Source organism: Brevundimonas naejangsanensis, assembly GCF_003627995.1.
In the GTDB taxonomy this organism is placed as follows: domain Bacteria; phylum Pseudomonadota; class Alphaproteobacteria; order Caulobacterales; family Caulobacteraceae; genus Brevundimonas; species Brevundimonas naejangsanensis_B.
Genome location: NZ_CP032707.1, coordinates 2,112,497 through 2,128,218, shown reverse-complemented (window position 1 = coordinate 2,128,218; position 15,722 = coordinate 2,112,497). Strand labels below are relative to the sequence as shown.

Here is a 15,722-nt window from a genome sequence, read left to right as displayed (position 1 = left end):
GATGGGGCCGAAGCCCCGCCCGGGTGTTATCGAGCCGAGTCCGTGGCGCTCAAACAGAAAAACCGGAACGCGCGCTTCGGGCGTTCCGGCGGGACACAGCCCGTCCGTCGATTGTCACGATCTCAGCGGACGGCGAACCGCCCACGTCTCGAAAGTGCGCGGCTTCTACGCGCGATCCGTTAAGAGGTCAAGAGATTCGGGCTATGCGCGCCCGCGTCGCCCTTTCCTACGGGAGACAACGACTTTCGTTCGCCGATCACGGACGCCTCAAAACGGTCACGCTGGCTTCCCACCGTCGAGACTCGCCCCGACCTGCCCGCTGACCATCCCTTCGCCCGCGCTGCGGCGGCCAACGAGGCCAGGCGTCGATACAGGCGAGACGAAGGTCCTTACCCGGGTCTTCGTTCCCTATTCAAGGATCAGTGATATTGCGCCAATATACCGTCATGCTTGCATAGGCATCATTCGCTTCAACGATTGGGGGAGCCGCCATGAGCATCGCCGTTCTGACCCGGCCTCCAGCCCAACGCATGCGTCCGGGTCTCAGGCGAGCCCTGACGGCGAGCGCCTCCCTGTTGATGCATGTGGTCGTGCTGGGCGGGATGATCTACCTGGCGAAGACCGAACGCAGCGGCGTTCCGCCCCTGCCCCCGCCTCCGACGATCCTTCACCTCGAGATCGAACGCCCCGTCCCGCCGCTGCCGACGCCGCCCCAGCCCCGGCCCCCGCTGCCGGTCCCCGCGCCAGCGCCGCTCCCCGAGCCTGCGCTCGAGCGGATGCAGGAGCAGCCTCCCAGGCCTGCGCCTGCGCCGGCGCCTGTGCCCGTGCCTGCCCCGACGCCTGTGCCCGCGCCCGTCGCAGCGCCGACGCTGGCCCCGGTTCCGAAGCCCGCCCCGGTCACGGTGACGGCGCCCACGGCGCAGCCGACGCCGCCGCTCGCCCCCAAGAGCCTTCCGCGCGTGGCGCCCGTTCCCGCTCCGACGCCCGAGGCCGCGCCGCAGCAGGCGCCCGCCCCGATACAGGCGCCCGCCACGGCTCCGCCCGCCGCCGCCCTGGAACAGGCCCCGTCCGCGCCCGTCGTCGTCGCGCCGATCCGCCCGCGCAAAAAGGACGAAGAGGAAGGCCGCGACGGCCTGCCTGCGCCGCCCGCGCCGCGCCTGGCCAATCCGGCGCCCGGCGCGCCCTCGGCCGCCGCCTCGGGCGTGGCGGGCGTGTCCGACGCCTGGCGCGTGGCCCCCGAAGGCCAGGACGGCCGCAACGCCCGCGCCCTGCGGACCTCGCCCGCGGGTTGTCCGGCGACCCAGCTGTTGCGCCGAGGCGAGGAACTCATCTGCGAGGAACGCTTCAACGCCCGCGCCGCCGAGGGGGCCGAGCGCGGCCGCATCACCGGCACGGGCAACGCCGAGCGCGACGCCCGCTTCGCCCGCGAAGGCGCCCGCGAGATGGAGCGCTATGAGGCTCCGAGACGCCCGGCCAGCGGCGGCGTCGGCATCACGGGCCCCCGCGACTGCCCCGGCTCCAACTTCGGCTCGGGCTGCGCCGGGGACCTTCTGAATCCCTCGCTGCGGATGGATTCCACCCAGAACATCCAGACGTCCCGCGACGGCCCCCCCGCCAGCGCCGGCGCGCCCAGACCGCGTGAACCGATGAAGCCGCAGTGAAATCTGTTCCTTCTCCCCTTGTGGGAGAAGGTGGGCGCCGCAGGCGCTCGGATGCGGTGTCTCTTTGTCGTCGAATGGAGGCTCGACCCAAGCTCTGCGCCACCCCTCATCCGTCATGCTGCGCATGACACCTCCCCCACAAGGGGAGAAGGAAGCGAGAGGCGTTGCGTGAAGCGACGGCCTCAAGCAGCGCGAAGCGCGGTAGGCTCAAACAAAAAGGGCGGCGCCTTTCGACGCCGCCCTCTTCAGTTTTTCAGACCGAAGACCGGATCAGTCGGCCGACTGCTCCAGCTCCAGGGCCAGGTCCGCCGGAAGCGGCTCGACCGCCTCTTCGCGCGCCTGGGTCAGCTCAGCGTCACGATCGTTGGCGATCTTCTGCAGGCTGCGCAGGTAGGAGCCCGTGCCGGCCGGGATCAGGCGACCCACGATCACGTTCTCCTTCAGGCCTTCCAGCGTGTCCTTCTTGCCGTGGACCGAAGCCTCGGTGAGGACGCGGGTGGTCTCCTGGAACGAGGCCGCCGAGATGAAGCTGCGGGTCTGCAGCGACGCCTTGGTGATGCCCAGCAGGACCGGCTGCACGGTGGCGATGCGGCCGCCGCGCTTCTCGACCTTGGCGTTCTCGATATCGACTTCGACCTTGTCGACGTGGTCGCCCTTGATGAGCGTCGTCTCGGCGGAGTCGATGACCTCGACCTTCTGCAGCATCTGGCGAACGATCACCTCGATGTGCTTGTCGTTGATCGGCACGCCCTGCAGTCGATAGACCTCCTGCACTTCGTTCACCAGATACTCGGCCAGCGCCTCGACGCCCTGGATGCGCAGCAGGTCGTGCGGATCCGGGTTGCCGTCGATGATGTAGTCGCCCTTCTGGATCAGATCGCCGTCGTGGACGGAGATGTGCTTGCCCTTCGGGATCAGGAACTCGACCGCTTCGCCCTGGTTGCCGTCGGCATCCGGTTCCGGGGTGATCTTGATGCGGCGCTTGTTCTTGTAGTCGCGACCGAATTCAACGCGGCCGTCCATCTCGGCGATGACCGCGCAGTCCTTCGGACGACGGGCTTCGAACAGTTCGGCCACGCGCGGCAGACCGCCGGTGATGTCGCGGGTCTTGGCGCCTTCGGTCGGGATACGGGCGATGATGTCGCCCGGCTTGACCTCGTCCCCGTTGGCCACCGACAAGATGGCCCCGACGGGCAGAAGGTAGCGCGCGTCGGAACCGCTCGACAGCTTGGCGTAGCTGTCGCCCTGGGTGACGCCCATGGCCGGACGCAGGTCCGCGCCGCGCGGGCTGGCGCGCCAGTCGGAGACGACGCGCTGGGCGATGCCCGTGGCTTCGTCCGTCTCTTCCTTGACCGACAGGCCCTCGACCAGGTCCTCGAAGCGCACCACGCCGCCGACTTCCGTCAGGATCGGGGTGGTGTAGGGGTCCCACTCGGCCAGACGCTGGTTCTTGGCGACCTCGCCGCCGTCCTTGACGCGCAGGCGCGCGCCGTACGGCACCTTGTAGGATTCGCGGTCCTTGCCGTCGACGGTCACGGTGACCACGACGTTGCGGCTCATGGCCACCGGGTCGCCATGGGCGGCGACAACGGTCGAGCCGACCACCTTGACGATACCGGCGTTGGTCGCCTCGAAGAAGGAGGTTTCCGCCACCTGGGCCGTACCGCCGATGTGGAAGGTACGCATCGTCAGCTGGGTGCCCGGCTCGCCGATCGACTGGGCGGCGATGACGCCGACCGCTTCGCCGATGTTGACGTTGGTGCCGCGCGCCAGGTCACGGCCGTAGCACATGCCGCAGATGCCCGCGTCGGCTTCACAGGTCAGGGCCGAACGGACCTTGATCGACTGGACGCCGACCTTGTCGATCAGCTCGACCTCTTCTTCCTGCAGATAGGTGTCGGCAGGGAACAGGACTTCGCCGCCCGGCTCCTTGATGTCCTCGGCCGCGTAACGGCCCAGGACACGCTGGCCCAGCGAGACCAGCACGTCGCCGCCTTCGACCACGGCGCGCAGGGTGATGCCGCGCGTCGAGCCGCAGTCTTCCTCGGTGACGATGGAGTCCTGCGCCACGTCCACCAGACGACGGGTCAGGTAACCCGAGTTGGCGGTCTTCAGGGCGGTGTCGGCCAGACCCTTACGGGCGCCGTGGGTGGAGTTGAAGTACTCCAGCACGGTCAGGCCTTCCTTGAAGTTCGAGATGATCGGCGTCTCGATGATCTCGCCCGAGGGCTTGGCCATCAGGCCGCGCATGCCGCCCAGCTGCTTCATCTGGGCCTGCGAGCCACGAGCGCCCGAGTTAGCCATCATGAACACCGAGTTGATGTCCGGCTCCTGGCCCTTGATCAGGACGCGAGGCTGGGCGATCTCACCCATCATCTCGTCGGCGATCCGGTCCGTGGCCTTGGCCCAGGCGTCAACGACCTTGTTGTACTTCTCGCCCTTGGTGATCAGGCCATCGGCGTACTGTTGCTCGTACTCCTCGACCTGCTTGCGGGTTTCCTCGACGTACTCGACCTTCTTGGCCGGGATGACGATGTCGTCCTTGCCCACCGAGATGCCGGCCTTGGCGGCTTCGCGGAAGCCCAGCTGCATCATCTGGTCGGCGAAGATCACCGTCGCCTTCTGACCGCAGTGACGGTAGACCTGATCGATCAGGTTGCCGATTTCCTTCTTGGTCAGGTTCTTCTCAAGAAGCTTGTAACCGATGTTCGGGTTGTGCGGCAGCAGCGCGCCCAGCTTCATCCGGCCCGGCGTGGTGTCGATCACCTTGGTGACCACTTCGCCTTCGGCGTTCATCTCGGTCCAGCGCGCCTTGATCTTGGCGTGCAGGCTGATGACCTTGGCGTCCAGGGCCGCGTCGATCTCGCCCATGTTGGCGAACAGCTTGCCCTCGCCCGGCTGGTTCTCCTTGACCAGCGACAGGTAGTACAGGCCCAGGACGATGTCCTGCGACGGCACGATGATCGGCTTGCCGTTGGCGGGCGACAGGATGTTGTTCGTCGACATCATCAGCACGCGCGCTTCCAGCTGGGCCTCGAGGCTCAGAGGAACGTGCACGGCCATCTGGTCGCCGTCAAAGTCAGCGTTGAACGCCGTACAGACCAGCGGGTGCAGGCGGATGGCCTTGCCCTCGATCAGCTTGGGCTCGAACGCCTGGATGCCCAGACGGTGCAGCGTCGGGGCGCGGTTCAGCAGAACCGGGTGCTCGCGGATGACCTCGTCCAGGATGTCCCAGACGGCAGGCTGTTCGCGCTCGACCATGCGCTTGGACTGCTTGACGGTGCCCGACAGGCCCTTGGCGTCCAGACGCGCGTAGATGAAGGGCTTGAACAGCTCCAGCGCCATCTTCTTGGGCAGGCCGCACTCGTGCAGCTTCAGCTCGGGGCCCACGGTGATGACCGAACGGCCCGAGTAGTCGACGCGCTTGCCCAGCAGGTTCTGACGGAAGCGGCCCTGCTTGCCCTTCAGCATGTCGGCCAGCGACTTCAGCGGACGCTTGTTGGCGCCGGTGATCACGCGGCCGCGGCGGCCGTTGTCGAACAGGGCGTCGACCGACTCCTGCAGCATCCGCTTTTCGTTGCGGATGATGATGTCCGGCGCGCGCAGCTCGATCAGGCGCTTCAGGCGGTTGTTCCGGTTGATGACCCGGCGATACAGGTCGTTCAGGTCCGAGGTCGCGAAGCGGCCGCCGTCCAGCGGCACCAGCGGACGCAGCTCCGGCGGGATGACCGGCACGATGGTCAGGATCATCCACTCGGGCTTGTTGCCCGACTCGATGAAGGCTTCCAGCAGCTTCAGGCGCTTGGACGCCTTCTTGGCCTTCAGCTCCGACGGGTTGTCGGCCAGCTCGGCGCGGTGCTTCTCGGCCTCGGCGTTCAGGTCGATGGCCATCAGCAGGTTGCGCACGGCCTCGGCGCCGATCTCGGCGGTGAAGCCGTCGTCGCCGAACTCTTCCTGATAGTGGTAGAACTCGTCTTCCGTCAGCAGCTGGTTCTGCTTCAGCGGGGTTAGGCCCGGCTCGGTGACGATGTAGTTTTCGAAGTAGAGGACGCGCTCGACGTCCTTCAGCGCCATGTCCAGCATCAGCGAGATGCGCGACGGCAGCGACTTCAGGAACCAGATGTGGGCGACCGGGGCGGCCAGGTCGATGTGACCCATGCGCTCGCGGCGGACGCGAGCCAGGGTGACTTCAACGCCGCACTTCTCGCAGATGATGCCCTTGTACTTCATGCGCTTGTACTTGCCGCACAGGCATTCGTAGTCCTTGGTCGGGCCAAAGATACGGGCGCAGAACAGACCGTCACGCTCGGGCTTGAACGTGCGGTAGTTGATGGTTTCCGGCTTCTTGATCTCGCCGAACGACCACGAGCGGATCTTCTCCGGCGAGGCCAGGGCGATGCGGATCTGGTCGAACGTCGGCGTGACCGGAACCGGGTTGAAGATGTTCAGGACTTCCTGGTTCATCTTTATTCCTTCTGCGGGGCTGCCCCGCGAAAATCATTCAGAGAGGAGAACAGGCGGACCGCCCTCCCCGCCGAAGCGAGGAAGGGCGCTTGATCCGATCAGCTGTTTTCCAGCTCCACGTTCAGGCCCAGCGAGCGCATTTCCTTCACGAGCACGTTGAACGACTCGGGGATGCCGGCCTCGAAGCTGTCGTCGCCGCGGACGATCGCCTCGTAGACCTTGGTCCGGCCGGCCACGTCGTCCGACTTCACCGTCAGCATCTCCTGCAGGGTGTAGGCGGCGCCGTAAGCTTCCAGAGCCCAGACCTCCATTTCCCCGAAGCGCTGACCGCCGAACTGCGCCTTGCCGCCCAGCGGCTGCTGGGTGACCAGCGAGTACGGGCCGATCGAACGGGCGTGAATCTTGTCGTCGACCAGGTGGTGCAGCTTCAGCATGTACACATAGCCGACCGTGACAGGACGCTTGAACTGCTCGCCCGTCTGACCGTCGAACAGGATCGACTGGCCCGAACGATCCAGATCCGCCGATTCCAGCAGATCCTCGATGTCCGAGATGCGCGCGCCGTCGAAGACCGGCGTCGCGAACGGAACGCCCTTGGACAGGTTCTGAGCCAGTTCGATCAGCTCTTCGTCGCTCTGCGGCAGCGGGGTGTCGGCGCCATAGATCTCGGTCAGACGCGACACCAGGGCGTCGCGCATGCCGCCGTCCATCCACTGCTCGAGCAAGCCCTTGATCTGCTTGCCCAGGCCCGCGGCGGCCCAACCCAGGTGGGTCTCGAAGATCTGGCCGATGTTCATGCGCGAGGGCACGCCCAGGGGGTTCAGAACGATGTCGACGTGGGTGCCGTCGTCCAGGTGCGGCATGTCCTCGATCGGCAGGATCTTGGAGATGACGCCCTTGTTCCCGTGACGGCCGGCCATCTTGTCGCCCGGCTGCAGCTTGCGCTTCACGGCCACGAAGACCTTGACCATCTTCATGACGCCAGGCGGCATCTCGTCGCCGCGCTGCAGCTTCTCGACCTTGTCCTCGAAGCGACGGTCGAGGGCCTTACGGGCGTCCTCGAACTGCTTCTTCATGGCCTCGAGTTCGCCCATCGCCTTCTCGTCGTCGAGGGCGATCTGCCACCACAGGCCCTTGGACACTTCGGCCAGCTTCTCTTCGGTCACGTCGCCGCGGCCCATGCCCTTCGGGCCGGACACGGCGGTCTTGCCGAGCAGCAGCGGCTTCAGGCGGCCGTAGACGTTGCGCTCAAGGATCTTGAGCTCGTCGTCGCGGTCCTTGCCCAGGCGTTCGATCTCGGCGCGCTCGATAGCCATGGCGCGCTCGTCCTTGTCGATGCCGTGGCGGTTGAACACGCGCACGTCGACGATGGTGCCGGCGACGCCGGGCGGCAGACGCAGCGAGGTGTCGCGCACGTCCGAAGCCTTCTCGCCGAAGATGGCGCGCAGCAGCTTCTCTTCCGGGGTCATCGGGCTTTCGCCCTTCGGCGTCACCTTGCCGACCAGGATGTCGCCCGGCTGGACTTCGGCGCCGATGGCCACGATGCCGGCCTCGTCGAGGTTGCGCAGGGCTTCCTCGCCGACGTTCGGGATGTCGCGGGTGATTTCTTCCGGGCCCAGCTTGGTGTCGCGGGCCATGACCTCGAACTCTTCCAGGTGGATCGAGGTGAAGATGTCGTCGCGCACGATGCGCTCGGAGATCAGGATGGAGTCTTCGAAGTTGTAGCCGTTCCAGGGCATGTAGGCGACCAGGACGTTGCGTCCCAGAGCCAGTTCGCCCAGGTCCGTCGACGGACCGTCGGCGATCACGTCGCCGGCCTTCACTTCATCGCCCACACGCACGATCGGGCGCTGGTTGATGCAGGTCGACTGGTTGGAGCGCTGGAACTTCGACAGGCGATAGATGTCGACGCCCGAACGGCCGGCCTCGACGTCGCCCGTGGCGCGGACGACGATGCGGGTGCCGTCGATCTGCTCGACCACGCCGTCACGACGGGCGATCACCACGGCGCCCGAGTCCACGGCCACGACCGCTTCCATGCCGGTGCCGACCAGCGGCGCGTCCGACTGCACCAGAGGCACGGCCTGACGCTGCATGTTGGCGCCCATCAGCGCGCGGTTGGCGTCGTCGTTTTCCAGGAAGGGGATCAGGGCGGCGGCGACCGAAACGACCTGCTTCGGCGACACGTCCATCATGTCGACCGTTTCCTTGGTCAGCAGCTGGGATTCGCCGTTGATACGGCCCGGCACCAGCTCCTCGACGATCTCGCCGTCCTTCAGGTCGATGTTGGCCTGGGCGATGACGTGCTTCGCCTCTTCCATGGCCGAGATGTAGACCACCTCGTCCGTCGCCTTGCCCTCGACCACGCGGCGGTACGGGCTCTCGATGAAGCCGTACTTGTTCACGCGGGCGTGGGTGGCCAGGGAGTTGATCAGGCCGATGTTCGGGCCTTCCGGCGTTTCGATCGGGCAGATCCGGCCGTAGTGGGTCGGGTGAACGTCGCGGACTTCGAAGCCCGCGCGCTCACGCGTCAGACCGCCCGGGCCAAGCGCCGAGAGGCGACGCTTGTGGGTGATCTCCGACAGCGGGTTCGTCTGGTCCATGAACTGCGACAGCTGCGACGAGCCGAAGAATTCACGCACCGCGGCGGCGGCCGGCTTGGCGTTGATCAGGTCGTGCGGCATGACCGTGTCGATGTCGACCGAGCTCATGCGCTCCTTGATGGCGCGCTCCATGCGCAGCAGGCCGACGCGGTACTGGTTCTCCAGCAGCTCGCCCACCGAGCGGACCCGGCGGTTACCCAGGTTGTCGATGTCGTCGATCTCGCCGCGGCCGTCCTTCAGGCCGACCAGGATCTGCAGGACCTTCAGCACGTCGTCCTTCTGCAGGACGCGGATTTCGTCGGAGACCTCGGGGGTTTCCAGACGCATGTTCATCTTGACCCGGCCCACGGCCGACAGGTCGTAGCGTTCGGCGTCGAAGAACAGCGACTGGAACATGGCCTCGGCCGCTTCCGGCGTCGGCGGCTCGCCGGGGCGCATGACGCGATAGATGTCGAACAGGGCGTCGTCGCGGCCGGTGTTCTTGTCCACGCGCAGGGTGTTGCGCATGTAGGCGCCGACCGTCACGTGGTCGATGTCCAGCACGTCGATGGTGGTGAAGCCGTTGGCTTCCAGCAGTTCGATCGTGGCGGCGTCCAGCTCGTCGCCGGCCTCGGCGTAGATTTCGCCGGTCTGATAGTTGACGGCGTCGGAAGCCAGATACTTGGTCAGCAGGGCGTCAGCCGCCAGCGACAGCGACTTCAGGCCGCCATCGGCCAGCTTCTTGGCCGCGCGGGCGCTGATCTTCTGGCCGGCCGGGGCGACGACCTCGCCGGTGTCGGCGTCGACCAGGTCGAACTCCGGCTTCACGCCGCGCCAACGCTCCGGCTTGTAGGGGGTGACCCAGCCTTCGCCGCGCTTCTCGTAGGGGACGGTCTCGTAGAAGGTCTTGAGGATCTCCTCGCCGTCCATGCCCAGGGCATAGAGGAAGGTGGTGGCGGGCAGCTTACGGCGACGGTCGATACGGACGTAGACGATGTCCTTGGCGTCGAATTCGAAGTCCAGCCACGAGCCGCGATACGGGATCACGCGGGCGGCGAACAGCAGCTTGCCCGACGAGTGGGTCTTGCCCTTGTCGTGATCGAAGAAGACGCCCGGCGAGCGGTGCATCTGCGAAACGATCACGCGCTCGGTGCCGTTGACGATGAAGGTGCCCTTGTCCGTCATGAGCGGGATGTCGCCCATGTAGACGTCCTGCTCCTTGATGTCCTTGACCGAACGGGCGCCCGTTTCTTCCTCGGTCTCAAAGACGATCAGGCGCAGCTTGACCTTCAGCGGCGCGGCATAGGTCATGTCGCGCTGGATGCATTCCTCAACGTCGTACTTCGGGTCCTCGAACTCGTAGGAGACGTATTCCAGGACGGCGCGCTCGTTGAAGTCCTTGATCGGGAACACCGACTTGAAGACCGCCTCGATGCCCTCGTCGTTGCGCAGGCCCGGACGCGACTCGCGCTGCAGGAACTGCTCGTACGAAGCGCGCTGAACCTCGATCAGGTTCGGCATCTGCACGGCTTCGGGAATGCGCCCAAAGCTGTAGCGAATGCGCTTCTTGCCGGTAAACGACGTGGCGGCAGCGATCTTACCCAAGGCGAGACCGTCGGTGGACTTGGCCATTCTGTTTTCCCAATCGCGGCCCCTTGCGAGGCCCGCTCTCAATGCAGCAGCCACGGCGCGCCGACCGGCGATCCGTGACCGTTAAATGTCTCTCGGCGTCCACCCTCGATCCTCACGCGGATCAGGACGCCTGGATGTATCCGCCCCCTTGGGGAGGGGCGACGCCTTCGCACCGGTCGGAGGGCGACAAACCGGGCCTCGGCGCTTCCGCGCGGGATTCATGGAATCTGCGAACGCGCATATATACCCGCTTCTTCGGCGAAATAAAGGCCCTGTGCATAATCTGACCCTGGACCGTCATCCCGGCCATGCGGCGCAGCCGCGCGGAGCCGGGACCGCCCCAAGACGCGGCGCTTCCGGCGGTCCCGGATAGCCGCTACGCGTCTTCCGGGATGACAAGAGCGGGGCGTCCGCTCAATCATCTGGCGCGATGACGCTGATATGATAAGCCTTGCGTTATGAAGCACATCGCCCTGCCCCTCCTCGCCGCCGTGTCGCTGGCCGCCTGCGCCTCGACGTCCGATGTCGGTTACCCCGGCCTGCGCGAGGCGGTCGGACCCGCGACCCAGGAAAATTGGGAGGTCGGCCAGGCCGCCTATCTGATGTGGAACAGCCAGCGTCGCGGCTGGACCTCTACCCCGTCGGGCCTGCAATATCGCCTCGTCAGCAAGGCCAATCCGAACGGCGCGCAGCCGACCGCGACCGACACGGTCAAGGTCCACTATCGCGGCACCTTCATCGACGGGCGCGAGTTCGACAGCTCCTATTCGCGCAACGAGCCCGCGACCTTCCCCCTGAACCGCGTCATCAAGGGCTGGACCGAGGGCGTGGCTCTGATGCGCGAGGGCGAGACCTACGAGTTCGTCATCCCCGCCGACCTGGCTTACGGCTCGCGCTGGATGGGGACGGAAATCCCCGCCAACTCGGCGCTGCGCTTCACGGTCGAACTGCTGGACGTGAACCCGCAGGGCTGACGGGTCGTTCGCGACACGGACTCATCATCCGGCTTGACGGCGCCTGCGACACGCTGTCGTCTGCGCCTCCCTGTCGAGGCCGCGTGGGGGCGGCCGTCCTGAGATAGCCCGTCATGAAGCGTTTACTCCTGGCCGCCAGCGCCTCGGTTCTCCTGTTCGCGACGGGCGCGCCCGCGCTGGCCCAGGTCGGGACGCCCGCCCTGCCCGTCGCCCTGGCGCCGATCCCGGCGGCCAAGGACGAGGCCTATCCCGGCGTCATCAAGCTGGACGTGGACGCCACCGACATCGACCGCCGCCTGGTGCAGGTACGCCAGACCATTCCCGTCAGCGGCCCCGGCCCGCTGGTCCTCTTCTATCCGCAGTGGATTCCCGGCCAGCACGGCCCGGTCGGCCCCGTCGCCAACGTCGGCGGCCTGACCTTCACCGCTGACGGCCGGCGGCTGGAGTGGGTCCGCAACACGGTCAACCCGTGGGCCTATCAGATCGAGATCCCGGCCGGCGTGACCGAGGTCCAGGCCGCCTTCCAGTGGCTGACGCCCATCGAGGGCGCCCAGGGCCGCGTCGTCGTCACGCCCGAGATGCTGAACATCCAGTGGGAGAAGGCCCTGCTCTATCCGGCAGGCTATTACTCGCGCCAGATCACCTTCCAGCCGACGCTGAAGCTGCCGCAAGGGTGGAGCTATGGCGCGGGCCTCGACACCGTCAGCTTCGAGAACGGTCTGGCGACCTTCGCCCCGATCACGCTGGAGCACCTGGCCGACAGCCCGGTCTTCGCCGGCGCCCACTATCGCCAGATCGACCTCGATCCGGGCGGCCGCTCGCCGGTGCGCCTCAACGTCGTCGCCGACACGGCCAAGATGCTGGAGGCGACGGACGAGCACATCCAGTTGCACCGCAACCTGGTCCAGCAGGCCGACCGCCTGTTCGGGGCGCGCCACTACAACCACTACGACTTCCTGCTGGCCGTGACGGACAAGCTGGGCGGCATCGGCCTGGAGCATCACCGCTCGTCCGAGAACAGCGTCGACGTGAAGTATTTCACTGACCGCGAGGCGACCTTGGCCGACCGCGACCTTCTGGGCCACGAATACACCCACAGCTGGAACGGCAAATGGCGCCGTCCGGCGGATCAGCTGACGCCTAATCTGAACGAGCCGCTGCAGAACTCGCTGATGTGGGTCTATGAGGGCCAGACGCAGTATTGGGGCCTTGTCCTGACCGCCCGCGCGGGCCTGATGAGCAAGCAGCAGGCGCTGGACGTCCTGGCCATGAGCGCCGCCAGCTTCCAGAACATCCCCGGCCGCCAGTGGCGCGCCATGCAGGACACCACCAACGACCCGATCATCAGCCAGCGCCGCCCGCAGCCCTGGGGCTCCTATCAGCGCAGCGAGGACTATTACCGCGAGGGCTCGCTGGTCTGGCTGGACGCCGACACCCTGATCCGCGAGCGGACCGGCGGGAAGAAGTCGCTGGACGACTTCGCCAAGGCCTTCTTCGGCGTCGAGGATGGGAACTGGGACCCGGCCCCCTACACCTTCGCCGACGTGACCGCGACGCTGAACGGGGTGCAGGCGAACGACTGGGCCGCCTTCCTGCGCGAGCGGCTGGACGCCGTCGGCCCCAATTCGCGCGGTCCCTTGGACGGCATCGAGCGCGGCGGTTACCGCCTGGTCTTCAAGGAGGAGCCGTCCGGCTACATGGGCGCCCTCTATAAGGAACTGGGCCGTAACGACTTCACCTATTCGCTCGGCTTCATGATGAACGGGTCGAACAAGATCACCTCCGTCCTGTGGGGCGGGCCGGCCTTCGACCAGGGCCTGACCTCGGGCTGGGAAGTCGTCGCCGTCGGCGGCCGCGCCGCCTCGGCCGACGCGCTGAAGGAGGCGGTCACCGCCGCCAAGGGATCGTCCGAGCCGATCGAGCTCATCCTCAAGAACGGCGACCGCTTCAAAACGGTGCGCTTCGATTATCACGACGGCCTGCGTTACCCGCACCTGGAGCGGATCGAAGGCACGCCGGACCGCCTGGGCGACATCCTGTCGCCGAAGCGGCGGTAAAGCCACGCGCGGCGTCTCTCCCTCCCCTTCATGGGGAGGGTGGCTGAGGCCGTCAGGCCGAAGCCGGGTGGGGGCGGCAAGGCTGATCAAGCGCCGGCGTCCTGCATCGCCAAGCCCTCCCCACCCGGTCTCCGCTTCGCTGCGACCACCCTCCCCATGAAGGGGAGGGAGAAGGTCGCGCTCCGTCGCCGCCCACCTTCTCCCCCGAGGGGAGAAGGGTTACGAGAACAGTATGATCATCACTCGCCGCCTGCCCGCCGCCGCCCTCGCCCTGCTGCTGACCTCGGCCGCCTCGACCGCCCTCGCCCAGGAGTGGACCGGACCTCAGGCCCCCGCCGCGCCGACGCCGCAGAACACGCCCCTGGCCCTGCCCCGCGCCCTGCCGCCGATCCCGGCGCCGACGGCCGAGACCTATCCGGGCGTCATCCGCTATGAGGTGGACGCCACCGACGTCGAGAAGAAGATCGTCCGCGTGCGCCAGACCATCCCGGTCACGCCCGGCCACCTGGTTCTGCTCTATCCGAAATTCCTGCCTGGCAACCACGCCGCGACCGGCCCGATCCAGTTGGTTTCCGGCGTCACGGTGGAGGGCGGCGGCCAGCGCATCGACTGGCTGCGCGACACCATCGACCCCTACGCCTTCCACATCGACGTGCCGCAGGGCGTCGACGAGATCACCGTCGATTTCCAGTGGCTGACCCAGCCGGACAACGCGACCTGGCGCGTCGTCATGACGCCCGAGATGGTCAATCTGCAGTGGGAGAAGGCCCTGCTCTATCCGGCGGGCTATCGCTCGACCGGGATCACCTTCGCCCCGTCGATCCGCCTGCCCCAGGGCTGGCAGTACGGCGTCGCTCTCGACACCGAAAGCTTCGTCGACGGCCTGGCCACCTTCAAGCCGACCGACCTCTACACCCTGATCGACAGCCCCCTGTTCGGCGGCGTGAACTTCCAGCGCATCGCCATCGACCCGCGCCGCGGGAACGGCGAAGGCTCCGTTCACCTGAACATCATGGCCGATACGGCCAAGGATCTCGCCCCCACGGCCGAACAACTGAGCTGGTTCGAAAATCTGGTCGCCCAGACCGACCGTCTGTTCGGCGCCCGCCCCTATGACCGCTACGACTTCCTGCTGGCGGCCACGTCCAAGCTGGGCGGCATCGGGCTGGAGCATCACCGCTCGTCCGAGAACTCGGTCCCGGCCGACTTCTTCACCAACTGGGGCAAGAGCCTGGGCGCCGTCGGCCTGCTGCCGCACGAGTTCACCCACGCCTGGAACGGCAAGCGCCAGCGCCCGGCCGACGAACTGACCGCCAACCACAACATCCCAACCCAGAACACCCTGCTGTGGGTCTATGAGGGGCAGACGGAATATTGGGGCGACGTGCTGACGGCGCGCTCGGGCCTGGCCTCCAAGGCCGACATTCTGACCAGCTTCGCCGAAGTCGCGGCCTTCTACGACAATCAGCCGGGCCGCGAATGGCGTCCGCTGCAGGATACGAACAACCACAACCTGCTCGGCTATCGCACCTCCAACCCTTATTCCTCGTGGATGCGCGGCACCGGCGACTACTACCGCGAGGCCCTGCTGATCTGGCTGGACGCCGACACCCTGATCCGCGAGGCGACCGGCGGCAAGAAGTCGCTGGACGACTTCGCCAAGGGTTTCTTCGGCGGCGACGACGGCTCCTGGGGGCCGCGCGGCTATACGTTCGACGACGTTGTGACGGCGCTGAACGCGGTCCACCCGCACGATTGGGCGACCTTCCTGCGCACGCGCCTCGACGCCAACGGGCCGGACGCCAAGGCGCCGCTGGACGGTCTGACGCGCGGCGGCTACCGCCTGACCTACACCGACAGCCTGACCGCCGATGAAAAGCGCGTTCAATCGGGCTGGGCTAACGACTTCCAGTATTCCCTGGGCTTCACCCTGTCGTCCTCGAACAAGCTGACCGGCATCCGCTGGGGGGGCCGCGCCTTCGAGGCGGACATCGGGCCGGGCTGGGAGCTGGTCGCCGTCAACGACGTCGCCGCCTCGGCCGAGAAACTGCGCGACGCCGTCACCGCCGCCAAGGGAACCGACGCCCCGATCCGTCTGCTGCTCAAGAACGGCGACCGCTATCGCACAGTCGACTTCGACTACCACGACGGCCTGCGTTACCCGCGCCTGGAGCGCATTCCCGGCACCCCGGATCGGCTGGGCGACATCCTCAGCCCGCGCCGACGGTAGGAGGTCGCCCTTCTCCCCCCAAGGGGAGAAGGCTGACTGGGGACCAAAAGAAAACGGGCCGGAGGTTTCCCTCCGGCCCGTCTTGCTTTGAAAGCTGTCTCTGGAGATCCAGAGGCCAGATC

Annotated in this window: 6 protein-coding genes; 4 read left to right on the top strand and 2 right to left on the bottom strand. The window is 66.8% G+C overall.

The window, feature by feature from the left end; genetic code table 11:
- Nucleotides 1-491: 491 nt before the first annotated feature.
- Nucleotides 492-1,661: a hypothetical protein gene (locus D8I30_RS10020; RefSeq protein WP_162938856.1), complete on the top strand. Its 1,170-nt coding sequence runs from the start codon at nucleotides 492-494 to the stop codon at nucleotides 1,659-1,661.
- Nucleotides 1,662-1,931: 270 nt separating this feature from the next.
- Here D8I30_RS10020 and rpoC read toward each other — a convergent pair whose 3' ends face one another.
- Nucleotides 1,932-6,125 (bottom strand): DNA-directed RNA polymerase subunit beta', encoded by a 4,194-nt coding sequence (gene rpoC, locus D8I30_RS10015; RefSeq protein ID WP_121482611.1) that lies wholly within the window; start codon nucleotides 6,123-6,125, stop codon nucleotides 1,932-1,934.
- Between the two features lie 98 nt (nucleotides 6,126-6,223).
- Nucleotides 6,224-10,339 (bottom strand): DNA-directed RNA polymerase subunit beta, encoded by a 4,116-nt coding sequence (gene rpoB / locus D8I30_RS10010; protein WP_121482610.1) that lies wholly within the window; start codon nucleotides 10,337-10,339, stop codon nucleotides 6,224-6,226.
- Between the two features lie 458 nt (nucleotides 10,340-10,797).
- On the opposite strand from rpoB, the gene D8I30_RS10005 reads away from it, so the two are divergent.
- The 3 genes from D8I30_RS10005 to D8I30_RS09995 all read left to right on the top strand — a co-directional run bounded on the left by D8I30_RS10005 (nucleotide 10,798) and on the right by D8I30_RS09995 (nucleotide 15,600).
- The gene (locus D8I30_RS10005; RefSeq protein ID WP_121482609.1) at nucleotides 10,798-11,313 is read left to right on the top strand and encodes an FKBP-type peptidyl-prolyl cis-trans isomerase; all 516 of its coding nucleotides are present in this window, start codon (nucleotides 10,798-10,800) and stop codon (nucleotides 11,311-11,313) included.
- Between the two features lie 113 nt (nucleotides 11,314-11,426).
- Complete coding sequence (locus D8I30_RS10000) at nucleotides 11,427-13,370, top strand: M61 family metallopeptidase (protein WP_121482608.1); 1,944 nt, start codon at nucleotides 11,427-11,429, stop codon at nucleotides 13,368-13,370.
- Nucleotides 13,371-13,602: 232 nt separating this feature from the next.
- Nucleotides 13,603-15,600: a M61 family metallopeptidase gene (locus D8I30_RS09995; RefSeq protein WP_121482607.1), complete on the top strand. Its 1,998-nt coding sequence runs from the start codon at nucleotides 13,603-13,605 to the stop codon at nucleotides 15,598-15,600.
- The last annotated feature ends 122 nt before the right edge of the window (nucleotides 15,601-15,722 follow it).